19 protein-coding genes are annotated in these 22278 nt (G+C 62.4%); 9 read left to right on the top strand and 10 right to left on the bottom strand.

Annotation, left to right across the window (positions count from 1 at the left end; genetic code table 11):
* Positions 1-9: 9 nt before the first annotated feature.
* Positions 10-789, top strand: a complete 780-nt coding sequence (locus AC07OO_RS07615) for a hypothetical protein (protein WP_495081446.1) — start codon at positions 10-12, stop codon at positions 787-789.
* 8 nt (positions 790-797) lie between these two features.
* Here the strand turns inward: AC07OO_RS07615 and AC07OO_RS07610 are convergent, their stop codons facing one another.
* The 7 genes from AC07OO_RS07610 to AC07OO_RS07580 form a co-directional block, all read right to left on the bottom strand.
* On the bottom strand, positions 798-1757 hold the full coding sequence (locus AC07OO_RS07610) for a Gfo/Idh/MocA family oxidoreductase (protein ID WP_495081445.1): 960 nt from the start codon (positions 1755-1757) through the stop codon (positions 798-800).
* Between the two features lie 13 nt (positions 1758-1770).
* A complete protein-coding gene (locus AC07OO_RS07605) occupies positions 1771-2670 on the bottom strand; it encodes a class III extradiol dioxygenase subunit beta (protein ID WP_495081444.1) in 900 nt (299 codons plus the stop codon).
* A gap of 3 nt (positions 2671-2673) precedes the next feature.
* On the bottom strand, positions 2674-3117 hold the full coding sequence (ligA, locus tag AC07OO_RS07600; RefSeq protein WP_495081443.1) for a protocatechuate 4,5-dioxygenase subunit alpha: 444 nt from the start codon (positions 3115-3117) through the stop codon (positions 2674-2676).
* 5 nt (positions 3118-3122) lie between these two features.
* Positions 3123-4028: an amidohydrolase family protein gene (locus AC07OO_RS07595; RefSeq protein WP_495081442.1), complete on the bottom strand. Its 906-nt coding sequence runs from the start codon at positions 4026-4028 to the stop codon at positions 3123-3125.
* 174 nt (positions 4029-4202) lie between these two features.
* Positions 4203-4886, bottom strand: a complete 684-nt coding sequence (ligK, locus tag AC07OO_RS07590; RefSeq protein ID WP_495081441.1) for a 4-carboxy-4-hydroxy-2-oxoadipate aldolase/oxaloacetate decarboxylase — start codon at positions 4884-4886, stop codon at positions 4203-4205.
* A 2-nt stretch (positions 4887-4888) separates the two neighbouring features.
* Positions 4889-5917: an amidohydrolase family protein gene (locus tag AC07OO_RS07585; RefSeq protein WP_495081440.1), complete on the bottom strand. Its 1029-nt coding sequence runs from the start codon at positions 5915-5917 to the stop codon at positions 4889-4891.
* 72 nt (positions 5918-5989) lie between these two features.
* The gene (locus tag AC07OO_RS07580) at positions 5990-6703 is read right to left on the bottom strand and encodes a substrate-binding domain-containing protein (protein ID WP_495081439.1); all 714 of its coding nucleotides are present in this window, start codon (positions 6701-6703) and stop codon (positions 5990-5992) included.
* Between the two features lie 103 nt (positions 6704-6806).
* Here AC07OO_RS07580 and AC07OO_RS07575 point away from each other — a divergent pair, with 103 nt between their 5' ends.
* The 4 genes from AC07OO_RS07575 to AC07OO_RS07560 all read left to right on the top strand — a co-directional run bounded on the left by AC07OO_RS07575 (position 6807) and on the right by AC07OO_RS07560 (position 9570).
* Positions 6807-7724, top strand: coding sequence for a LysR substrate-binding domain-containing protein (locus tag AC07OO_RS07575; RefSeq protein WP_495081438.1), 918 nt, complete (start codon positions 6807-6809; stop codon positions 7722-7724).
* Between the two features lie 123 nt (positions 7725-7847).
* On the top strand, positions 7848-8048 hold the full coding sequence (locus AC07OO_RS07570; protein ID WP_495081437.1) for a CsbD family protein: 201 nt from the start codon (positions 7848-7850) through the stop codon (positions 8046-8048).
* 125 nt (positions 8049-8173) lie between these two features.
* Positions 8174-9274, top strand: coding sequence for an AI-2E family transporter (locus tag AC07OO_RS07565; RefSeq protein ID WP_495081436.1), 1101 nt, complete (start codon positions 8174-8176; stop codon positions 9272-9274).
* Between the two features lie 137 nt (positions 9275-9411).
* The gene (locus tag AC07OO_RS07560) at positions 9412-9570 is read left to right on the top strand and encodes a DUF3309 family protein (protein WP_495081435.1); all 159 of its coding nucleotides are present in this window, start codon (positions 9412-9414) and stop codon (positions 9568-9570) included.
* 114 nt (positions 9571-9684) lie between these two features.
* On the opposite strand, the gene AC07OO_RS07555 is transcribed toward AC07OO_RS07560, so the two are convergent.
* Genes AC07OO_RS07555 through AC07OO_RS07545 form a run of 3 tightly spaced genes read right to left on the bottom strand, consistent with a single transcriptional unit; the run spans position 9685 to position 11813 of the window.
* A complete protein-coding gene (locus AC07OO_RS07555) occupies positions 9685-9978 on the bottom strand; it encodes a hypothetical protein (RefSeq protein ID WP_495081434.1) in 294 nt (97 codons plus the stop codon).
* Between the two features lie 43 nt (positions 9979-10021).
* On the bottom strand, positions 10022-10633 hold the full coding sequence (locus AC07OO_RS07550) for a hypothetical protein (protein ID WP_495081433.1): 612 nt from the start codon (positions 10631-10633) through the stop codon (positions 10022-10024).
* A 34-nt stretch (positions 10634-10667) separates the two neighbouring features.
* Positions 10668-11813, bottom strand: coding sequence for an OmpA family protein (locus tag AC07OO_RS07545; RefSeq protein WP_495081432.1), 1146 nt, complete (start codon positions 11811-11813; stop codon positions 10668-10670).
* 261 nt (positions 11814-12074) lie between these two features.
* Between AC07OO_RS07545 and AC07OO_RS07540 the strand changes: the two genes are divergently transcribed.
* From AC07OO_RS07540 to AC07OO_RS07525, 4 genes are all read left to right on the top strand, one after another.
* On the top strand, positions 12075-12458 hold the full coding sequence (locus AC07OO_RS07540; protein ID WP_495081431.1) for a DUF4398 domain-containing protein: 384 nt from the start codon (positions 12075-12077) through the stop codon (positions 12456-12458).
* Between the two features lie 19 nt (positions 12459-12477).
* Positions 12478-13413, top strand: a complete 936-nt coding sequence (locus AC07OO_RS07535; RefSeq protein ID WP_495081430.1) for an OmpA family protein — start codon at positions 12478-12480, stop codon at positions 13411-13413.
* A 101-nt stretch (positions 13414-13514) separates the two neighbouring features.
* Positions 13515-13757, top strand: a complete 243-nt coding sequence (locus AC07OO_RS07530; RefSeq protein WP_495081429.1) for a hypothetical protein — start codon at positions 13515-13517, stop codon at positions 13755-13757.
* Between the two features lie 3 nt (positions 13758-13760).
* Complete coding sequence (locus tag AC07OO_RS07525; protein WP_495081428.1) at positions 13761-22196, top strand: glycoside hydrolase family 94 protein; 8436 nt, start codon at positions 13761-13763, stop codon at positions 22194-22196.
* The last annotated feature ends 82 nt before the right edge of the window (positions 22197-22278 follow it).

Genomic DNA, 22278 nt, shown 5'->3' with positions numbered 1-22278 from the left:
GGATCGTCGATGCTGTCGTCGTGGTGCCGCTGGTGCTTACCCGTGCTGCTGTTGTGTGCGTCCGCGCAGGCGCAGCCAGCGCCAATGGTGACCTTGCGCCTCTGCCTGGGCGAGAAAGCCCAGTTGCCGTTCATCGATGCGTCGGGCGGCGGCACCGCCGGCCTCCTGGTCAAGATGGCCGCACAAGAAGCGGGTGTCGTCATTCAGTACATGCCCGCGCCCGCGCGGCGCTGCCTGGAAGGGGTGCGCTCCGGGGATGTGGATGGCTACCCGGTCACGCCCTATGCACCTGCCGTGGTGGCGCTGGTGGGCTTTCCGATGAAGGGTGATGCGCCCGACCCTGCACGTGCCACCGCCGTCGTCCGCACCCTTGCGTACCGGCGGGTGGGCAGTAGCGCGGATTGGGATGGCAAGCGCTTCACGGCCGTGGTCCAGCCGGTACTGTCGCAATACGGCAGCCTGGTCATCCCTGAGCGTCTCAAGAGCCTGCATGTGCCCACGGACGAGCACGGCAAGAGCATGGAGGCCAACTTCCAGAAAATGCTGGCCGGACGTGGCGATATCGTCATAGGCACCGAGGCAGAAGGGCGCAGGCTGCTGCTGAGTCCGCAGTACGCCGGCAAGATCGAAGCGCTTCCCGCCACGTTCTCCAACGCGACCTACTACCTCGCGCTGTCCAACCAGTTCATCGCCCAGCATGGTGACGTGGCGCAGCGCCTGTGGAATGGCATAGGGCGGGCTCGGTTGACGCCGCAGTACATCGATGCGGCCAAGGCGCCTGTGGAGTAAGCGCTGCCCTAGGCTTGCAGTTGTCGCTCCAGGTCGTGCAGCACCTGGTAGCACGGCAGCACCTGGGCCACGCTGCTGTTGGGCTCGCGGCCCTCGCGGATGGCGGCAAAGAATTCGCGGTCCTGCAGTTCGATGCCGTTCATGGACACCGCCACCTGGCTCACGTCGATCTTCTCCTCTTTGCCATTGAACAAATCGTCGTAACGCGCGATGTAGGTTGCGCTGTCGCCGATGTAGCGGAAGAAGGTGCCCAGCGGGCCGTCGTTGTTGAAGCTCAAGCTCAGTGTGCAGATGGCGCCATTGGCCGCCTTCAACTGGATGCTCATGTCCATCGCAATGCCCAGCGTTGGGTGTATCGGTCCCTGGATGGCGTTGGCCTTCACGATGGGGCTGCCACACTGGTAGGCAAATAAATCCACCGTGTGCGCCGCGTGGTGCCACAGCAGGTGGTCCGTCCAACTGCGGGCCTGGCCCAACGCATTCATGTTGCTGCGGCGGAAGAAATAGGTTTGTACATCCATCTGCTGGATGTTGAATTCTTGGGCCTGGATTTTGTTGTGCACATACTGGTGGCTGGGGTTGAAGCGGCGCGTGTGGCCGCACATGGCGACCAGGCCGCTGCGCTGGGCCAGCGTCACCACATCCTGTGCACCTTGCAGCGAATCCGCCAGCGGAATCTCCACCTGCACATGTTTGCCGGCTTGCAGGCAGGCGGTGGTTTGTGCGGCGTGCATTTGCGTGGGCGTGCACAGGATGACGGCGTCCACCTCCTTCAGCGCCAGGCTGTCGGCCAGGTCCGTGGTGACGTGGGCGATGCCGTACTTCGCGGCGATCTCGCGGGTCTTGTCCAGTTCACGGCTGACCAGGGATACGACCTCTACGCCGTCTATATTTTTGATGCCGTCCAGGTGCTTGATGCCGAAGGCGCCTGCGCCGGCCAGGGCTACTTTGATGGGTTTGGTGCTCATGGGTATGGAAGGGTTATGGGTTTTCGAGTATCAGGTGGCCAACGGCCGTATTCGAGGCAGGCACATGGTAAAAGCGGTGCCTAGCCCTCGCGGAGTTTGACTGTGATGCTATCGTTTTGGAAGCATCTGCGTTGCCCGCCACGTCATCCATCGCGCCGCGGGCAATCAGCCACATCACCAGCTCAATGCCCTCGCTGCCGGCTTCACGCACATAGTCGATGTGGGGCATGCGGGCCAGGCCGGCGGGGTCGGCGATCAGGCGGTCCAGGAAGGCGTTGTCGAACTCCCGGTTGATGAGGCCTGCGCGCGGTCCCTGCAACTGGTGGCTCATGCCGCCGGTGCCCCAGATCTGCACCTTCAGATCCTGGTCGTAGCTCTCCACCGCTTTGCGGATCGCCTTGCCCAGGTTGAAGCAGCGCTGGCCGCTGGGCACCGGGTACTGCACCACGTTGACGGCAAACGGGATCACCGGGCAGGGCCAGTGGAAGTCGGACGCGGGGGGCTGGCCGCACATCAGCGACAGCGGCACGGTCAGTCCGTGATCCACCGCCATCTTGTTGATTATTGTTAAGTCAAAGTCCTGCTGGATGACGGACTGCGCAATGTGCGCGGCCAGCTCCGGGTGGCCCTGCACCACCGGCACCGGGCGCGGCCCCCAGCCTTCGTCGGCGGGCTGGTAGGACGCCGCGGTGCCGATCGCAAAGGTGGGAATCATGTCCAGACTGAAGGCCGTTGCGTGGTCATTGAAGACGAGAAAAATCACATCGGGTGTGTTGTCCCGCATCCATTGCTTAGAGAATTCATAACCCTTGAAGACGGGCTGCCAATACGGCTCCTGGGTCTTGCCCAGGTCGATGGCGGCGCCAATGGCGGGCACGTGGGAGGTGTAGACGGAAGCGGTGATTTTTGCCATGTTCTAGATGCTCTTCTTGTGGCCTGCGCTGCCCTGGGGTTGGCGATGGGCTTGCGCGTCGCCGTCTTCACCGATGACACGGTTGCCCTCCACCGAGCGGCCGCCAGCGATCATCATGTTGCGGTATTCCTCTTCGGTCATGCCGGTCATGCTGCCGGCCATTTGCTGAAAGCTCTTGCCATCGGTGGCGCCAATCTTTGCCAGGAAGTAAATGTTGCCACCCGCCGCGATGCAGCGGTTCAGGTCGCGGGCCAGCACGGCTTGCTTCTGCTCCTCGCTCATGGCCCATTCGTCCAGGTAGGCGCGCTCGTCGGCCTTGAAGCGGTCGCGGTTGGCGGCCTGCATCAGCGACATGCAGAACTGGTTCAGGTGGTAGCCCCGGCGGCTTTGCTCGGCATCGAAGACCGTGGTGCCTGGTACGTCCAGGTAAGGTTTGTCGAGTGACATGGGTTTCAGCTCCAGTACAGCCGCGTCGGGTTGTCGACCAGCAGCTTGCGTTGCAGCTCCGGCGTGGTTGCGATGTGGGGAATGTAGTCCACCAGCAGGCCGTCGTCGGGCATATGGTTTTTCAGGTTCGGGTGCGGCCAGTCGGTGCCCCACAGCACGCGGTCTGGAAAGGTTTCGACCAGGTGTTTGGCAAAGGGGACCACATCGGCATACGCATGCTGTTCGCAATTGAGTGCGGGCGGTCCGCCGACACTGAGGCGCTCGGGGCAGCTCACCTTGCTCCAGATAGTGGGGTGCTCACGCAGCATCTTCACGAACAGCGCGAACTCCGGGCCCTCCACCGGCTTGCTGACGTCGGGGCGGCCCATGTGGTCCACCACCACCGTGGTCGGCAGTGTGGTGAAGAAGTCGTACAGCTCCGGCAGGTCTTGTGCCTCGAAGTAGACCACCACATGCCAGCCCAGCGGCGCGATGCGCTGGGCAATTTCCAGCAGCACCTCGCGCGGCGTGAAGTCGGCCAGACGCTTGACAAAATTGAAGCGCGTGCCGCGTACACCTGCCGCATGCATGACCTGCAGCTCCGCGTCGGTCACATCCCGCTTGACGGTGGCCACGCCGCGTGCCCGGTTGTTGGAGGCCAGCAGCGCGTCGACCAGTGCCCGGTTGTCTGACCCATGGCAGGTGGCTTGCACGATGACGTTCTTGTCGAAGCCCAGGTGGTCGCGCAGTGCAAACAACTGGTCCTTGGACGCGTCGCACGGCGTGTACTTGCGCTCGGGCGCATAGGGAAATGTGTCGCCGGGGCCAAACACATGGCAGTGCGCGTCCACACTGCCAGCAGGGAGCGAGAAGCGGGGTTTGCTGGGGCCTGAATACCAATCCAGCCAGCCTGGGGTTTTAGTGAATTCCATAGGTTTTCAAATATTTGCTATTAATTAAATAGCGATACATGTAATCAATACGAGGGCTAGAGGTTGATTTGTCCAAGTGCCAAAAGCCTGGGTGGCTGGGCGTTCTGCGCAGGTAAAGGAGGAGGCCGCTTGCGGCCGGGGGACACGGAGCAGAACGCCCAGCCGCCCAGGCGCTCAGTCGATATAGCGGAGCCCAGCCTTCTCCAACCCCTCCCGCATCTTGTAATAGTCCAGTCCCAAGACACCGGAAGCAAAGATAGCCCGCTTGTCCCCCTCATTCGCTTCACGCGCTTCAGCCGCATCCGCCACCTTCTGCGCCATCGCAGCCGGCACAACTACAACTCCGTCGATATCCGCAACTACAACATCGCCTGGATTGACCTGCGCACCCGCGCAAACGACTGGAATATTCACCGACCCCAACGTCGCCTTGATCGTGCCCTTGGCGTGTATGGCCTTGCTGAACACGGGGAAGCCCATCTCTGTCAAATCCTTCACGTCCCGCACACCACCGTCGATGACCAGGCCCACCGCACCGCGCGCCTTGAACGAGGTAGCCAGCAGATCGCCAAAGAAACCGTCTTCGTTGTCGGTGGTGCAGGCCGCCACCACCACGTCACCCGGCTGGATCTGTTCGGCCGCCACATGCATCATCCAGTTGTCGCCCGGTTGCAGCAGCACGGTGACTGCGGTTCCGCAGATTTTTGCTTCGGTGTAAATGGGGCGCATGTAGGGCTTCATCAGCCCGACGCGGCCCATGGCCTCGTGGATGGTGGCGACGCCGAAGCGGGAGAGTTTGTCTACCGCGGACTTGTCGGCGCGGGTGATGTTGCGTTTGACGATGCCTAAAGTGGTCATGGCTATTGGCCTTTCTGTGTGAGCAATGCATCCAGCCGTGGAAAAACGCGTCGGGCATTGCCCTCGTAAATCTGATGGCGGTCGGCGACACTCAAGATCTTGGAGGCCTCGATGTAGCGCTTGGTGTCGTCGTAGTAGTGGCCAGTCTCGGGGTCTATGCCGCGCACAGCGCCGATCATCTCGCTGGCAAACAGCACGTTCTTGACCGGGATGACCGTGTTCAGCAGGTCGATGCCGGGTTGGTGGTAGACGCAGGTGTCGAAGAAGATGTTGTTCAACAAATGGTCTTGCAGCAGCGGCTTTTTCAGCTCCTGGGCCAGGCCGCGGAACCGTCCCCAGTGGTAGGGCACGGCGCCGCCGCCGTGGGGGATCAGGAATTTGAGTGTCGGGAAGTCCTTGAACAGGTCACTGGTCAGGCACTGCATGAAGGCTGTGGTGTCGGCATTCAGGTAGTGCGCGCCGGTGGTGTGGAAGCACGCGTTGCAGCTGGTGGACACGTGGACCATGGCGGGAATGTCGTACTCCACCATCTTCTCGTAGATCGGGTACCAGTGCTTGTCGGACAGCGGCGGGGATGTCCAGTGGCCGCCCGATGGATCGGGGTTCAGGTTGATACCCACATTGCCGTATTGCTTGACGCACTTCTCCAGTTCGGGGATGCAGGTGGCCGGGTCCACCCCGGGGCTTTGCGGCAGCATGGCCACCGGTACGAAATGGTCGGGGAACAACTGGCTAACGCGGTAGCACAACTCGTTGCAGATGGCCGCCCAGGTGCTGGAGACATTGAAGTCGCCAATATGGTGGGCCATGAAGCTGGCGCGCGGGCTGAACAGCGTGACATCACTGCCGCGCTCCTTCATCAGGCGCAACTGGTTGGTTTCAATCGATTCACGCAGCTCGTCGTCACTGATCTTCAGGTCAGAGACCTTTGGCATGGCGCCGGGGTCTTTGATACCCGCAATCTGCTGGTTGCGCCAGGTCTCTAGCGCCTTGGGGGCCGTGGTGTAGTGGCCGTGGCAGTCGATAATCATGTTCTAGTCCCTCTGTTGGCGTTTTGGCCTCTAGCCCTCGTCAATCCTGCGTATACCGCTATCAAATTCATATCAAACGGGTACCATGCCCTGGCGGCGTTTGGCGGGCGCTGTGTCGCTGGAGGCCATATAGGCCAGCAACGCGCGTGCGTCCTCCACCCGTGTGCACACCGTGGTGATGGCGGCTGAAAACGTCGTCGTGATCTGTATGGCCGGTGGCAGCGGGCCGACAATGGCAATGCCTTCCACATGCAGCAGTTCGCTGAGCTGCTGGAAACCCAGCGCCACCGCGCCCGATGCCACCAAGCTGCCCACCGGCACACCGGGCGGCGCGGTGACGATGCGGGGCTTGATCTGCTCGGCAATACCCCAGCGTTCGAACAGCTGGGCCAGTGCGACGCCACTCGGCCCGGTGGAATAGCCCAGCGTGGCGGCAGACAGCACGGCCTGGCGCACCGCCTCTTCATCGGTGATGTCCGGCGGCGGCGTACCCGCGCGCACGGCGACGGCTACGCCGGAGTGCACCAGATCCACCTTGCTGTCGGGCCGCAAGTGGCCGGTGGCTAGGAGTTTGTCTATGGCGTCGGACGCGAGAACGACCACGTCGAAGGCCTCACCCACCTGCACGCGCTTGGCTGCATCCACGCCACCGACCGATTCGAACCGGATGGCCTGGCCGCCGCGCTCGGCATAGGCCGCCGCCAGCTCACCGAGCAACAGCCGCGTGGCCATGGAGGATATGCCGACAAGGGGCGGCGGCGAAGAGGACGTGGCAGCGCTGTGCATGGACGCCATTCTGTGCCCCCGCCCGGGTTTTGGTAAGCCCGGGTGGGTACTAGCAGCTATCCCAAATCGGCATAATTGAAGCCAAGTTATTTCGGCAAAGACTATGGACCTCAAGCAACTGGAGTATTTCGTGCGCGTGGCCGAGATGGGCAGCTTCACCCGCGCGGCCATTGCGCTGGACGTGGCGCAGCCCGCGCTGAGCCGTCAGGTGCGCCTGCTGGAGGTGGAGCTGCGCCAGAACCTGCTGACGCGCAATGGCCGCGGCGCCGTGCCCACCGAGGCCGGCAAGCTGCTGTTGGCCCATGGCCGCGGCATCCTGCACCAGGTGGAGCGCGCCAAGGAAGAGCTGGGTCGCGTGCGCGGCGTGCTGGCCGGTCGCGTGGCGGTGGGCATGCCGCCCAGCCTGGCGCGCTTGCTGGCCGTGCCGCTGACCCGGGCCTTTCGCCAGCAGATGCCGGACGCCACCATTTCGATCAGCGAGGGGCTGTCGGTGGCCATGCAGGAGTCCCTGGTCAACGGGCGGCTGGACATTGCCCTGCTGTACAACGCCCAGTCCAGCCCTGAAATAGAAACCAGTCCCTTGCAGGATGAAGACCTGTTCCTGGTGCAACTGCGCCCGCCAGGCCTGCCCCAAGACCCCAAGCCGCGCCCCATCGCGCTGCGGGATGTGGCACCGTTGCCGCTGGTGATACCCAGCCGGCCGAATGCGATCCGCATGCAGGTGGAGGCGGAGATGGCCAATATCGGCTGCCGCCCCACCGTGGCGCTGGAGATCGATGGCGTGTCCGCCATCCTGGACCTGGTGGCTGACGGCGCAGGTAGCGCCGTGCTGTCGCGCAATGCGGTGGCCAGTTCGGTACGGCCAGGGGTGTACACACTGCGGGCCATTTGCGAGCCGGTGCTGCGCACCCGCGTATCGGTGGCGACCAGTTCGCAACGCCCCAGCACGCTGACCCAACAGGCCACGCTGCAGCTGATACGCCAGACCGCGGAGGCGGTGATGCGTACGGGCAAACCCTAGGCCTGCGTGCGCGCTTGTGTGCGGCAGCGAACGGAGTCGTAGGGCGGTGCTTTCTACGATGCAAACACAAGCCCTCTGCCAGTGTGCGGGGGGATGTGTTCACCCCTCGCACGAAAGGCCAACATGAACGCAAACCAATTCAACGGCACGGTAAAAAGCCTGCTGGGCCGGGTGCAAGAGCAGGCAGGCCTATTGGTGGGGAGTCGGACGCAGGCGCTGCGGGGTCTGCAGCGCCAAGTGCTGGGTGGGGCCGAAAAACGGCAGGGTGACCACCAGGCATCGGCACAACGCGCTTTGGGCCATGGCAGGAGCCTGCACCTGTAGGGCGGGCGAGAGCGGAGGCCGCTATGGCCCACGCAGACTTTACGCGACTCCCCAGGCGCCCCCCTCCGTTTGAACACGACGCGCCGCCGCCCGCTGTACTAGCCGAGCCCCTGGAACCCCCGCGTGTGCATCTGCACATGCCGGTGGATGTGCGCAGCGCCGCGCTGGTGTTGCTGGCGGTGCTGGCCAGCCTCTTTACGCTGCATTGGGCCAGCGCCCTGTTCATACCAGTGATGGTGGCCCTGTTGTTCAGCTATGCCTTGTCCCCCACTGTGGATTGGATGCAGGCCAGGCATGTGCCGCGCACCATCGCTGCCGCCCTGCTCATTGGGGGCTTGGCTGCAGGGGCCGGCACCGCTGCCTATTCGCTCAGTGACGATGCGAGCAAACTGGTCGAGCTTTTGCCGGTTGCCGCGCGCAAGCTGCACGACTCCGTGCGTTCGCCCTTGGGCCGACCCGATAGCACGCTCACCACGGTGCAAAAAGCGGCGGCACAGATCGAGCAGGTGGCCGAGGAAAGCACGCAAGAGGTACCCACCAAGCGGGGAGTACAACGGGTGCAGCTCGTCAAGCCCAAGTTCGACATCAAAGACCATTTGTGGACCGGTACCATGGGCTTGCTGACCATGCTGGGACAGACAGGAACGGTGGCCCTGCTGACCTTCTTCTTGCTGGCTTCGGGCGACCAGTTCAGACGCAAGCTCGTGCGACTTGCCGGACCGACCCTGGGTAAAAAGAGGGTCACGCTACAGGCCCTGAACCAGATCCATGGCCAAATCCAACGCTACTTGCTGGTGCAGCTGTTCACCAGCGTCGTCGTGGGCCTGGCCACCTGGTTGGCCTTTTGGGCCTTGGGTTTGGAGAACGCGGCGGTGTGGGGGATTGCTGCCGGTGTGCTCGACCTGGTCCCCTACGTTGGCAGCGTGGCCATCGCTACGGGCTCGGCCATGGTGGCCTTTCTGCAGTTTGGCACGCTGGATATGGCCTTGCTGGTCAGTGGCGTGTCGCTGCTCATCCATGGCATGGAAGCCTTTCTGCTGACGCCCTGGCTCACCAGCCGCGCCAACAAGATGAATCCTCTGGCGGTCTTCGTCGGTGTGCTGGCCTGGGGCTGGCTATGGGGTGTGTGGGGCCTGCTGCTGGGGGTGCCGATTCTGGTGGTTATCAAGGTCGTCTGTGACTGCATTGACGACTTCAAGCCTGTGGGCGAACTGCTGGGCGACTGAGCGCCGCCTTGCCGTGCTGCATGTGTTCCACCGAACAGATGGGATTGGACGATCTGCGTAACCTGAATCCGTGCCGTGCCTGACAAATGGCCTCGCGCTGCATTTCATTTCGATAGGACCATTTAGAGGAGAACGGTATGAGCCTTGGAACGATTTTGCTGATTGTGTTGATACTGATGCTGGTGGGCGCCTTTCCGTCCTGGCCCCATAGCCGCAGTTGGGGCTATGGGCCTAGCGGTGGCTTGGGGCTGCTGGTTTTGATACTGCTGCTTCTGCTATTGACGGGACGCTTCTGACGCTGGATGCGTTTCAGGGTGACAGCAAAAAGGGCAGTGCCTGTATGGCACTGCCCTTTTTCTTTGTGGTTCGTGATTGGCGATGTCTGATTTGCAGCGCCGACCGAATCTTGGCTAATGTGAACTGCTGGTGCGGCCGCCGAAGAAGCGGGCCAAGGCCATCAGGGTTGCGCCGGTCGCCGCTGCAATCAGCATGGACTTGACCGGCTCGTCGCGGATGTAGGCGATGGTCTTGTCCGATGCCTGGTTGGCGCTATCCACCATCTGCTTGCGGGCGACCTGCAGCGTGTGGGCAGCGCCCTCCACGGCGTGGTTGGCGAAGCGCTGGGTGGTGTCGATGGCGGCAGCTGCCGATTGGGCGGCTTGGTCTACGAGGCTGACAGAGGTTTCGGTGTTTTTACTGGACATGGTGTTGACTCCTGTGGTGGGTTAGTGTGGGTGAATGGGTGCGTTATTTGCCAAAGCGCGCCTTGGCCTGGTTCAGGCAGTTGTCCTTGGCCGCGCCGGCCATGGCGTCGCACTTCTCCTTTTCGACCTTGTACTGGGCGTCGGTCTTGTCGGCAGTTGCTTCATTGCGGGCATCGCTGGTCTTTTCGCGGGCCTTGGTTGCGGCTTGCGCGCTGGTCACGCGCGCGTCGGCATTGGCCTCTTTGGTCTTGAGCAGGGCTTTTGCATCGGCCTGGGCGGCTACACGGGCAGCCTTGGCTTCCTGGACGCATACATCCTTGGCGTTGCCCGCCATGTCCTGGCACTTTTGGTGCGCCAGGTCGTAGGCTGCGTCTGCCTTGGCGTCACTGGCATTGCGCTGGTGTTTTGGCGATGGTTCATTGCTTGCGTCCAGGTTGGCCAGCGCGACCTTCTTGTTGCCCTTGGCTTCTGTCACGCAAATCTTCTTGGCATTGCCGGACAGCGCATCGCATGGCACGAGCGCCGCCTTGTATTCGGCTTCGATTTTTTCCTTGGCGGTTTTGAATTCTGCCTTGGACAGGGTGTCTGCGTGGGCGGCAACACCAAAGGACAGGCAGAGTGCGACAAGAGCGTAGTTCAAAGAGTTTGATTTCATGGGATTTCCTTCGTGGTGAAAAAATAGAAAAGGCTTAGCGTTCACCGGTGACGACAACGTCGACGCGGCGATCGGGTTGCAGGCAGGCAATCAGGCTGGGTGTAGGCTTGGTACCCTTGCAGTCACCGGGCTTGGTCACCGGGTTGGTCTCGCCGCGTCCCACGGCGGTGATCTTGCGTGCATCGATGCCGGCGCTGCTGGTCAAGTAGGCTTTGACGGCATCCGCGCGTTCTTGCGACAGCTTCAGGTTGTAGGCATCCGAGCCGAGGCGGTCGGTGTTGCCTTCCACAGAAATGGTGCTGTAGCGCGTGCCTTGCAATTCACGGGCAAAGGAGTCCAGCGCCGCTTTGCCATCGGGTCGGACCACGGCCTTGTCAAAGCTGAACAGCGAATCGGCTGAGAACTGAACCTTCCTGGGCATTGCCACGGGAGGCGGCGGTGGTGGCGGGGGGGTGACCACCGGTTCGGGCGGGGGTGGCGGTGGCGGGGCGACATAGGCCGCTGGCGCGGGGGCGGCGACGGGCTGCGCCGCACGGCGACCGATCGGAAACACCAGCGACATCGAGTAGTAGTTGACGTCGCCGTTGCTGCCCAGTCCGTCCTTGACACGGAAGCGTTCAGCCTCTGCGCGCACAAAGATGGCGGGTGTCAGCTCATACTGCAGTCCCAGACCCACCTTCATGTTGTTGGCGCGCTGGCTGTTGTCATTGGACGCCGTTGCCGGCAGGCCGGGTCCGCTGAACGCATCGCGGGTATTGGCGTACTGCACGCCGACGCGGGCCAGTGCAGACCATTTCGCACTCATGGGCAGGGTTCCGACCAGATCCAGATTGACGCCTTCCGTCTCATACCGGCCGTTCAGGGTGCCGCCCGGCATGGATGTGCTGTAGGTGAATTTGCCGAGATTGAAGTATCCGAATTCGACGCCAAGGTTTCGGTTGAACTGGTAGCCGCCGAACAGCTTGTAGCCAGTGTCCTGCCGTTCGCTGGTAAACGAACCGGGACTATTGGATGAGCGCAGCAAGCTGTCGGTGGTGAGCCTGTCGTCCATCTGCGATTGGGACTGTCCGACCCCCAGACCCCAGTAATAGTATTTGCTGTCCTGTGCCAACGCTGGGCTTGCCAGGGCAGAGCCCAGGCCTGCAATGCCCAGTAGGCAGAGCGGTGTGATTTTCTTCATTTCATTTCCTTGTGTGTAGGTGAGTACCGTGTGTACGCCTTGCATGGTCAAGGGACACAAGCGTCCGGTCGGTGCGCCATTGCACATTGGCCGTTGTGCGGGCGGGGCACCTGGTCCAGGTGTTGCACAAGCGCTACCACCACATACGACCCCCAGGGCCTGCGTGCGCCAAGACACAGACGAGGAGCCCGATGCGCTTTACAACCAAGTCGTCACAAACGCGTCTGCGGATGACGAACCTCTTTATCAAGAAAGTCGAATATGAAAGATCTATCCAAATCCTGGTTGATAGGTGCATGCATGGTCGGTGGGATGGCTCTGGGTGCATGCAGTAGCAGCATGAAGGCGCCGGCCACAGCCGATGTCGCCGTCTCGCAGGCGGCCGTGGAAAACGCCAGCAGTGCCGATGGAACCGAGTTCGCGCCGGAAGACATGCGCAAGGCACGTGAAAAGCTGGCCTTGGCCAAGCAGGCTTTGGCAGCCAAGGACTACAAGGCCGCCACCGACTACGCCAACCAGGCGCAAGCGGATGCCAAGCTGGCGCAGGCCAAGGCCGGGTCCGCGAAGGCGCAGGCCGTTTCGGCCACGCTGCAAGAAGACATCCGCGTATTGCGGGTTGAACTGGACCGCGCTGGTTCCCAGTAACTATTTCCAAGGCAATCACATGAAAACAAACCGAATCCCCCACATCCTGCTGGTTGGTGCGCTCCTGCTGGTCAGTGCATGCGCCAGCGGCCCCAAGTCGACGAGCCTGCTGGACCAGGCGCACGCCGAATACGCGCAGGCCCAGAGCAATCCGAAGATTGCGACCTATGCCGCACTGGAAATGCAGGCGGCAACGGAGGCACTGGCCAAAGCCGATGCCGCCGCAAAAGGTCGCGAGAGCCTGGAAACCGTGGACAAGCTGGCATACCTGAGCAAGCAAAAGATCGCATTGGCCAATGAGGTAGCGACCCGCAAGGCGTCCGAGGCGGACATCGCCAGTGCGACTGCCATACGCGACCAGGTGCGCCTGGACCAGCGCACGCAGGAGGCCGATCAGGCACGGATGAAGGCCCAGGATGCCGAGCGAGCGGCACAGGCCGCACGCGATGCGGCAGCCTCTGCCACACAGCAAAAGAATCTTGCCCAGGCCAATGAACTGGAAGCACAGCGCCTGGCGGCCGAAGCCAATGCAAGAAACCAGCAGTTGGAAGCGCAGCTTGCCGAGCTGGCGGCCAAGAAGACCGAGCGAGGTCTCATCATCACGTTGGGCGATGTGCTGTTTGCTGTAGACCAGGCGCGTTTGAACGCAGACGGCGTACGCATGGTGCAACGTCTGGCCACAGTGCTGACGCAGAACCCCAAGCGCGCCGTTCTGGTCGAGGGATTCACGGACAGTACCGGCAGCACACAGCACAACCAGGAGCTGTCGGAGCGCCGCGCCATGGCCGTGCGGGACGGGCTCTTCGACCTGGGTGTTGCCCGCGGACAGGTTTCAGTGCGGGGTTATGGTGAGTCCTACCCCGTCGCGCCCAATGACACCGCCATGAACCGCCAGTTGAACCGTCGCGTGGAAATTGTGCTGTCCGACGAACGTGGCGTGATCACGCCGCGCTAGTCCTTGTCGACGCTGTCCACGAGAGTGTGGGACAGCGAACAGAGCATGGGCCTCCCACGACCCATGCTCTGACCTCCACATACCAGAACAGGGAGCACCCAATGAAAACCAATACCTATACCACCCGCTTCTGGACTACGGCCTCATTTGGGGGCAACACGGATACATCCTCTGTCGAATTGCTGTCACTGGGAGACCATTTGGGCGTCTGCAGGAGCCCGAATGCACATTTATTCGCACTGCATTGCGTGGCTGAAAGCGTGCGTGGGTTCATGGCGACCCGATTCGTGACAACGCTGGTCGGTATCGCGCTCATGATTGGTATAGCCGCAGCGGTGCTGTAGGCCATGGCGCGATCTGCCTTGCTCGGCCTGGTGCCTGGCGCCTCGCCGGCATTGTGCGACATGCTGGACCCGTCGCGTGGGGTGGTGCAACCACCGATACGCTCCGAGATATTTGGTGCACAACGCTTCAAGCAACATGGCCAGAGCCTGGCGGCCACCCATCGCGCGGAACTGGTCTCCATCTACGCTGCCACTTTCTTCCCGCGCCTGAAAAGCAATATCGCCGTTCTACGGGAAGCACACCACTATATTGGCGTGCAAGCCAGCACCGGGTATGACATCAGTCCGGCAGCAGAGTGGCTGCTGGACAATTTCCATACCATCGAAGCGCAGCTCAAAGAGATTCACGACGGCTTGCCACGCAGCTACTTTCGCAGTCTGCCGGTGTTGCTCGATGAGCCTTTGGCGGGGCTGCCACGCGTCTACGGTGTGGCTTGGGCATTTGTCGCGCACACCGACGGTGCTTTTGATGAAGACTTGTTGGCACACTTTCTGAAGGCCTATCAGGAAGTGCGCGAGCTCAAGCTCAGCGAAGTCTGGGCCCTGCCTACTACATTGCGGGTGCTTCTGATTGAAAACCTGCGCCGTTTGGCCGAGCGTGTGGCAACCAATAAGGCCGCGCGGGAAGTCGCCAATATCTGCTTTGACCACATTGAAAGCTATGATGCGGACGCACTGGGCGAGCTACTCGCGCTCTTGGGCATGCGCGGCGTGGGGCGGGTGTTTTTGGCGCAAATGGCACAGCGCCTGCAAGACAGGCGCACGGCAGGGGATGACAACGGGCAGAGCGTCGTCCAAGCTTGGCTGCGCCAGGCCCTGCCTGATTTGGGTGCTGTGCAAATACAGCACAGTGCGGACCAGGCACAGGACAATTTAAGCGTCAGCAATGCCGTCATGTCATTGCGCGCCATTGGTGATGCGGATTGGTCCGGCATCATTGCGCGGACCAGTGCCTTGATGCAACTGATGTTGACCTCCCAGCTGTTTCAGGCAGAAGACGATGCCACGCGTGACCAGACCCTGCATGCGGTTGAAAAGCTCGCCCGGCGCAGTGGCATGAGTGAGGTGTCGTTGGCCCAGGCTTTGCTGAATGTGATGCACGCTTCCGATGGCACGGATCGCGTGGCCCACCATTGGCTGCGGGGAGCCGGCCAGGCAACGCTGCACCGTGCGATTGGCTTACCTAGCAGGGCCGGGCTCTTATGGCAAAGCTGCGTCCGCAGGCTTGCATTGCCGGGCTACTTGCTGGTTTTACTGGGCGGCGTATCCTGGGTGGTATGGTGGCTGGTGCACCATGGCATGGGGACACAGGGGGTGGGCGGTCAGGGATGGCTGGGCATCGTGTGTGTGTTCGCAATGTTGTTCCCCGCGTCGGAAGCGGTGGTCGCCCTGGTCAACCGGTTGATCAGCGAGTCGATCCGCCCTCACCATCTACCTCGCCTGGCCCTGGTCGAAGGCATACCACCGCAGCATAGGGTTCTGGTTGTCATCCCTGGCATGCTGACCGCGGCCGCGTCCGTCCAGGACCTCGTCCACCATTTGGAGTTGCACTACCTCGCCAACCCGGAGCGTGAGGCCCAGTTTTGTGGGTTGACGGACTGGGCAGACGCCGATGCGCCACATCTTGCCGGTGACGCCGCTTTGCTGACCCTAGCGCAGCAAGGGGTGGATGAGCTCAATACCCGCTATCCCCGTGCAAGCGATGAGACCATTGCTGCACCGCGCTTCATCATCTTGCACCGCGAGCGTAGGTTCAGCGACAGCGAGCAGCGCTGGATCGGATGGGAGCGCAAGCGCGGCAAACTGGAGCAACTGGTCACGGTCTTGGCGACAGGTGTCGACAACGTATTTCTGAATCTGGGGCCCGCCTCGCGCTTGGCCGACAGCATCCAGTACATCGTGACCCTGGACAGTGATACCTTGTTGCCACCCGGACGCCTGCGCGAGCTGGTGGGGGTGGCGGCACATCCGCACAACCAAACCCAACTGGATGCCAGCGGCCACAAAGTGACCAGCGGCTATGGGATCTTGCAGCCCCGCATCGTGACGCCCCTGCCTGCCGCCAATCAGGCCACACCTTTCCATTGGCTGTTCGCGGGGCAGTGTGGCATAGACCCGTATAGCGCGGCCAGTTCCGAGGTGTACCAGGATCTGTTTGGCGAGGGAACATTTACCGGCAAGGGCTTGCTGCATGTGCGGACGCTCCATGCGGTGCTCACGGGTCGATTGCCTCAGGGACAAATACTGAGTCACGATTTGCTGGAAGGATCGCTTGTGCGCTGTGCTGCGGTGACGGATATCGCTGTGGTCGAAGACGCTCCTTTTCATGCCGATGTGGCCGCGGCCCGCGTGCACCGTTGGACGCGCGGAGACTGGCAACTGCTACCCATCCTGCTTACTGCACTGCTGCGGCCCGGACACTACGGAATACGTGCGATCAACCTGTGGAAAATGCTGGACAACCTGCGCCGCTCCCTGGTAGCGCCTTTGTCCCTGCTCTTCCTGTTGACCGCGTTGATGGGTGACGTTGTCTCGCCCTGGACTGCATTGGCTCTGGTGTTTCTGGCGTTTACCGCCGGGCCTCTGATGGGCGCCTTGGCGGGTTTCACACCGCGCCATGTGGATATTGCCAAACGGCGTTTCTTTGCCCAGGCCTTCATTGCCCTGGGGCGTGCTGTGTGCGGCGGGCTTTGGCATGTGGCGCAGTTGTTGCAGCAATCGGTCTTGGCGACAGACGCCATTGGGCGTGCGTTGTACCGCACGTTTGTGAGCCGGCGCCATCTGCTGCAATGGACCACCGCAGCAGCGGCACAAGCCAATGCCGAAACCACCTTGTTGGCCATAGCACGATTGCACCGCATGGAGCCCTTGCTCGCACTGGCGCTGTTTGTCCTGCTATTGCTGACACACACCGCACACGTCGGGCTTTCACTGGTCTTGTGCGGTGTGTGGGCCGCTTCGCCACTATGGACGTGGTGGGCCAGCCGGCCTCGGCCGCCGGTCTCTGACGCTTTGTTGTCCGCACACGATGTCGCCTACCTGCACGGTATCGCCCGTGATACCTGGCGTCTCTTTGAGCGTTGCGTGGGTGCAGAGGACAACCATTTGCCGCCTGACAACCTGCAACTGGCGCCGCACGACATGGTGGCGCACCGCACCTCGCCGACCAATATCGGCTTGTACTTGCTCAGTACCGCCTGTGCCCGGCAGTTTGGCTGGATAGGTACGCAGGACTTGCTCGGCCGATTAGAGGCGACGCTGGCGACGCTGCTGAAGCTGGAGCGCCATCGGGGCCATTTTTTGAACTGGTATGACACGCAAAGCTGTGCTCCGCTGCTTCCCCTGTATGTATCGACGGTAGACAGCGGCAACCTCAGCGGGCACTTGCTCGCGGTAGCCGAAGCCTGTCGGGAATTGGCCCGCGCGCCGCTGGATCGCACTGCCGCATCACGTGCCATCGCGGCGTCATGCGCGCGCATGGCTCCGCTGCTGGCGCAGCGCCCCAAATTGCCCCCCACACAGCGCGAGGAACTGCGATGGATGCTGGCGGACCACCGCGCAACGCTGCAGTCGGCAGCCCTGGATCTGGATGCCAGTGCGGAGCATGCGGCCCAGCGCCTACGTGCTCTGGCCCGTGCCTATGCGGATCTCGCCTGGCAGCCCAACTTCTCTTTTTTGTACCACGGCAAACGGAGGCTCTTCCATATTGGTTACCGCGTTGCCGAACATCAACGGGATGCCGCGTTCTACGATCTGCTGGCCTCCGAATCACGGTTGACCAGCCTGCTGGCAATCGCCAAAGGCGATGTTCCGGTACGCCATTGGGCGTCGCTGGGGCGTCCGTTTTTCGCTGTTGGCAATAGCGTGGGTCTGCGCTCCTGGACCGGTTCCATGTTTGAGTACCTGATGCCCAGCCTGGTTCTTGCCGAGCCCAAGGGAAGTGTCTTGTACGCGGCGTGCCACGCCGCTTTGCGTGAGCAAATGGCGTTCACACGCGCCCAGGACATTCCGTGGGGAGTGTCCGAGTCGGCCTATGCCGCTAGCGACCATACGCTGGCTTACCAGTACGCTCCGCAAGGTGTTCCGCGTTTGGCCCTGCGCCGCACGCCGGCGGATGAGCTGGTGATTGCACCCTACGCTACGGCCCTGGCCGCGGTGGTTGCGCCCCGATGCGCGGTGGATAACTTCCGTGTACTGCAGGAGCTTGGAGCGCGCGGACGCTATGGCTTCGTCGAAGCGCTGGATTACACGCCTGCCCGTCATGTAGACGGCAAGACTTTTGCCGTGGTCGACACCGTCATGGCCCACCACCAGGGCATGAGCATCGTCGCCTTGGCCCATGTGCTGCTGCAAGGTCCCGGGCAGCGCTGGGGCATGGCCAATGCGGCCATCGAATCGGTGGCTTCGGTGCTGCACGAGCCGGTGCCGAATGAGATTTCTCTGTTGTATGCGCCGCCCACAGCGTCGCGGCATTTGGTGCGGCAGCGCCGGCGCATTCCCAGTCTGTTGCGCGAGGTGCAGCCAGGCGAGGCGGCGGTTGAGCCCACCCATGTGTTGTCCAACGGCCGGTACAGCGTGGCATTGCGGGCCAATGGTGCGGGTTGGAGCCGCTGGGGACAGACCGGCATCACCCGCCAGCGCGACGATGCCTTGCGGGATGACCGTGGCAGTTTTCTGTACCTGCGTTGGGAGCCGCAGGGCAAGCCGGTATCACTGACCCAGCATCCCAGCCCGGACCCCCAAACGAGCTACCGCAGCATCTACCACGCGGACCGCGTGTGTTTCGTCTCGGAGTGGCCAGACATCCATGTTCAGACAACTGTCTGGGTGAGTCCGGAGGACGATATTGAATTTCGCATGCTTGAGCTGCGCAATGTAGGGAACAAGCCGCTGGACATCGAAGTGATCTCTGCATTCGAGCCCACGCTGATAGACCGCTCGGCCGACGAGGCGCACCCGGCTTTTACCAATCTCTTTGTGCGCGCAGAGTGGCTGGCCGCCCACCAGGCACTGCTGTTTGAACGCAAGCCCCGATTGCCCACGGAACCCGGTTTGCAGATGGCGCATTTCCTCACCACACCAGATCCCCGCATACTGGGCATGTCCGTGCAGACGGACCGGCAACATTGGCTGGGGCGCAACCATTGCACGGCGACCCCCCTGGCGGCGTTGGACCCCTTGCCTCCCCCATCCTTGCAGGGCAGCACCGTGCTGGCAACGGGGCTGGACCCTATGTGCGCTTTGGGGGTGCGGGTGCACATTGCCCCCGGAGCGCGCATGCAATTGACCTTTGCTACGGCGGTGTCGGACAACGGCTCCACCCTGCGTGCAGTGATCGACAAGTACCGGCAGGCCAACAATGTGAAGCGCGCTTCCTTGATGTCAGCGACGTTGATGGGCATTCGCTTGCGTGGGCTGCGCATCAGTGCCGAGAACTTTGCTGCCATGCAGACGCTGACGACTGCCTTGGTGTTGACGCTGACGCGGCCCTCCAAGCGAACGTCCACGACCGAGGTTGTGAAGTGGGGTGTGTGCGACCGTCGTCTGCTATGGCGGTTTGGCATCTCGGGGGAACGGCCTCTGATCTTGGTGTCGGCCGGCGTGCTGCAGGGATTGGGCTTGCTGCGCGCCATGGCGCAGGCGCTCAATCTGTGGGCCTGGGGCGGTGTGGCCTGTGACCTGGTGGTGGTGAACTCCGAGCCTGCTTCCTATGACATGGCCTTGCAGCGCGAGGTCGTGGCACTGCGCGACCGCCATGTTTTTGAGACCACGGGGCCTGCACGGCCCGCTGTCACCAGCTTTGTGCTGCTGCGCGCCGGCGACCTGTCTCCCGATGAGTTGACGACGCTGAAGGCCCAGGCTCGCGTGCGGCTTTATGCCGATGGGCGCCCCTTGGCACACCATGTGAAGGAGTGGAGTGCCGCGCATGAGCAAGCTTTGGAGGAGCGTCTGGCGGTATCCAGCATGGAGCTGCCGGCTAGCGCCCGCATAGGCTTAGCCGTGACCGCGCCCAAGGGGGATTTTGACGCAGCGTCTGGTGAATTCGTTTTTGGGGTTGGCACCGGAGTGCGTCCTGCCAAGCCTTGGATCAATGTGTTGTCCAACCCGCACTTTGGGGCGCAATTGTCCGAAGCGGGCGGAGGCTATACCTGGGCGGTCAACAGCCGTTTGAACCAGTTGACCGCCTGGTCCAATGATCCGGTGGCAGACCCACCCTCGGAGTGGTTCTTGCTCCAAGACCTCAAGACGATGAAGGTCTGGAGCGTGACGCCTAATGCCTGGGGAGCAGATGCGAGCCAGTACCTGATTCGTCATGGACAGGGCTATACCACCATCAGCCACCAATACGCGGGTTTGGAAATCGAGGCCCACTGGTGCGTGGACCCACAGACGGCAGTCAAGCAGATCACACTCGCAGTGACCAACCGCGGTCCCAAGCCCGTACACCTGCGCGTGATTGGCATGGTGGAATGGATGATGGGCGCGAATCGGGCCGACCGTGGCACGGTGCAGACGGACTTTTGCCGGCAACCCCTGACCCGTGGCAGTCTCGCCGTATTGCTCTGCACCCAGCGGGAGCGCTCGGCCGGTTTTGGTGACGGAACGGCCTTTCTCAGTCTGGCTGGCGGAATCGATGAGGTGGACGACTGGACCTGTGACCGGCGTGAGTGTTTCGACGCACGCGGGCATTTCGAACTGCCCGACCACTTTGGACACCGCAGTGGTATAGGGCTAGACCCCTGTGCGGCCTTGTCGTCGCGCCTGGACCTGGGGGCAGGCTCAGGCGCAGAGCGTAGCTTCCTACTGGGTTATGCTGAAAGCGCCGACGCGGCCTTGGCTCTGGCGACGTCGGCCGCGCTGGTGTCGACCGGGGAGCGTTTGCAGGCAGTGCACAACACCTGGAACCAGTTGCTTGGGGCCACCACGGTTCAAACCCCGGACCCCCTGTTTGATGCCATGGTCAACCGGTGGTTGCTCTACCAGACCGTGGCCTGCCGTATGTGGGCCAAGGCAGGCTTTTACCAGGCCGGTGGTGCCACCGGCTTTCGTGACCAGTTGCAAGACGCCATGGCCCTGGCCTGGGCGGCACCACAGATGCTGCGCGAGCAAATCGTCTTGTGTGCATCGCGCCAGTTTGAGCAAGGTGATGTGCAGCATTGGTGGCACGCGCCCTTGGGAGCCGGTGTGCGCACCCATTTCTCGGACGACTTGCTGTGGCTGGCCTATGCCTGTACGCGTTACGTGCGGGCAACCGGAGACACGGCTCTCTTGGACCAACAGGTTCCTTTTCTGCAGGGAGCAGCCATTCCCGAAGGCGCGGAGGACGCGTACTACACGCCCAGCGCCAGCCCGCACTCCGCGTCGGTGTACGACCACGCCGCGCGTGCGATCGACCGCAGCTTGCGGGTGGGGGTGCATGGCTTGCCACTGATGGGCAGCGGGGATTGGAACGATGGCATGAATCGGGTCGGCATTGACGGTCGAGGTGAGTCGGTCTGGTTGGCCTGGTTCCTGTGCCGCCTGGTGGCCGATTTTGTGCCCCTGGCCCGAGACCGCGGCGAGGATGCGCGCGTGCAAAGCTGGGAAGCTGCCATCCGGGGCTGGAGAGCCGCCTTGCTAGGACCTGCTTGGGATGGCCGGTGGTTCACGCGCGCGTACTTTGACGATGGCCAGCCTTTGGGTTCCAGCGCCAACACGGAGGCGCGTATAGACCTGATTGCGCAGGCCTGGTCCGTGCTGTCGCAAGCGGCGCCAGCCGATATGCAAAGCATGGCGCTGACGGCCATGGACACCGAGTTGGTTGACGCCGAGCAGGGCCTGATCAAGTTGCTGGACCCGCCCTTCAGCCAATCCGTGCCGAGTGCCGGCTACATACAGGCCTATCCTCCCGGGGTGCGGGAGAACGGAGGCCAATACTCCCATGCGGGGGTCTGGGCATTGATGGCCCAGGCGGCACGTGCCAAGGATGCGCAACATCCGCAGGGCGGAGGTGACGAGCCCTACCGCTACTTCACCTATCTGAGTCCGGCACACCGTGCCGCCCACTTGACCCGCGGCATTGCTTACGGTCTAGAACCCTATGCCATGGCCGGTGACGTGTATTCACAACCACCCTATGTCGGGCGCGGCGGTTGGAGCTGGTACACCGGCGCTGCGGCGTGGATGCACCGTGCCGCGGTGGAGTCTCTATTTGGCCTGCAATGGAATGCAGAGGAGCTTGTGTTCCATCCTTGCTTGCCGTCCCACTGGGAGCGGGCGGAGATGACACTGGTGCGTGGTTCACGCCGCATGCGTTTCATCTTCATGCGGGCCAACCTGGGGGATGCGTTGGAGGCTACAACCGACCTGGCCGCCCATGCATTGCGCCCCGGGCAAGCCCTGAATTGGGTGGGCTTGGTGGGGGAGGCCTGTTTTGTCATCCCCCTTCCGATGAAGTAGCCATGGGCTGCGAGCAAGCCATGCCGCTGGGTGCGCCATCACACCGACACGTTGGATCCGAACTTTTACAGTTGACTGGTCC

The organism is Rhodoferax sp. GW821-FHT07G04, from assembly GCF_059418585.1.
This window is presented reverse-complemented; position numbering and strand designations above follow the sequence as displayed.

Bases quoted from the DNA above. Each gene is read 5' to 3' on its own strand.
- AC07OO_RS07615 (WP_495081446.1), top strand. From the start codon at position 10: ATGCTGTCGTCGTGGTGCCGCTGGTGCTTACCCGTGCTGCTGTTGTGT.
- AC07OO_RS07610 (WP_495081445.1), bottom strand. From the start codon at position 1,757: ATGAGCACCAAACCCATCAAAGTAGCCCTGGCCGGCGCAGGCGCCTTC.
- AC07OO_RS07605 (WP_495081444.1), bottom strand. From the start codon at position 2,670: ATGGCAAAAATCACCGCTTCCGTCTACACCTCCCACGTGCCCGCCATT.
- ligA (WP_495081443.1), bottom strand. From the start codon at position 3,117: ATGTCACTCGACAAACCTTACCTGGACGTACCAGGCACCACGGTCTTC.
- AC07OO_RS07595 (WP_495081442.1), bottom strand. From the start codon at position 4,028: ATGGAATTCACTAAAACCCCAGGCTGGCTGGATTGGTATTCAGGCCCC.
- ligK (WP_495081441.1), bottom strand. From the start codon at position 4,886: ATGACCACTTTAGGCATCGTCAAACGCAACATCACCCGCGCCGACAAG.
- AC07OO_RS07585 (WP_495081440.1), bottom strand. From the start codon at position 5,917: ATGATTATCGACTGCCACGGCCACTACACCACGGCCCCCAAGGCGCTA.
- AC07OO_RS07580 (WP_495081439.1), bottom strand. From the start codon at position 6,703: ATGCACAGCGCTGCCACGTCCTCTTCGCCGCCGCCCCTTGTCGGCATA.
- AC07OO_RS07575 (WP_495081438.1), top strand. From the start codon at position 6,807: ATGGACCTCAAGCAACTGGAGTATTTCGTGCGCGTGGCCGAGATGGGC.
- AC07OO_RS07570 (WP_495081437.1), top strand. From the start codon at position 7,848: ATGAACGCAAACCAATTCAACGGCACGGTAAAAAGCCTGCTGGGCCGG.
- AC07OO_RS07560 (WP_495081435.1), top strand. From the start codon at position 9,412: ATGAGCCTTGGAACGATTTTGCTGATTGTGTTGATACTGATGCTGGTG.
- AC07OO_RS07555 (WP_495081434.1), bottom strand. From the start codon at position 9,978: ATGTCCAGTAAAAACACCGAAACCTCTGTCAGCCTCGTAGACCAAGCC.
- AC07OO_RS07550 (WP_495081433.1), bottom strand. From the start codon at position 10,633: ATGAAATCAAACTCTTTGAACTACGCTCTTGTCGCACTCTGCCTGTCC.
- AC07OO_RS07545 (WP_495081432.1), bottom strand. From the start codon at position 11,813: ATGAAGAAAATCACACCGCTCTGCCTACTGGGCATTGCAGGCCTGGGC.
- AC07OO_RS07540 (WP_495081431.1), top strand. From the start codon at position 12,075: ATGAAAGATCTATCCAAATCCTGGTTGATAGGTGCATGCATGGTCGGT.
- AC07OO_RS07535 (WP_495081430.1), top strand. From the start codon at position 12,478: ATGAAAACAAACCGAATCCCCCACATCCTGCTGGTTGGTGCGCTCCTG.
- AC07OO_RS07530 (WP_495081429.1), top strand. From the start codon at position 13,515: ATGAAAACCAATACCTATACCACCCGCTTCTGGACTACGGCCTCATTT.
- AC07OO_RS07525 (WP_495081428.1), top strand. From the start codon at position 13,761: ATGGCGCGATCTGCCTTGCTCGGCCTGGTGCCTGGCGCCTCGCCGGCA.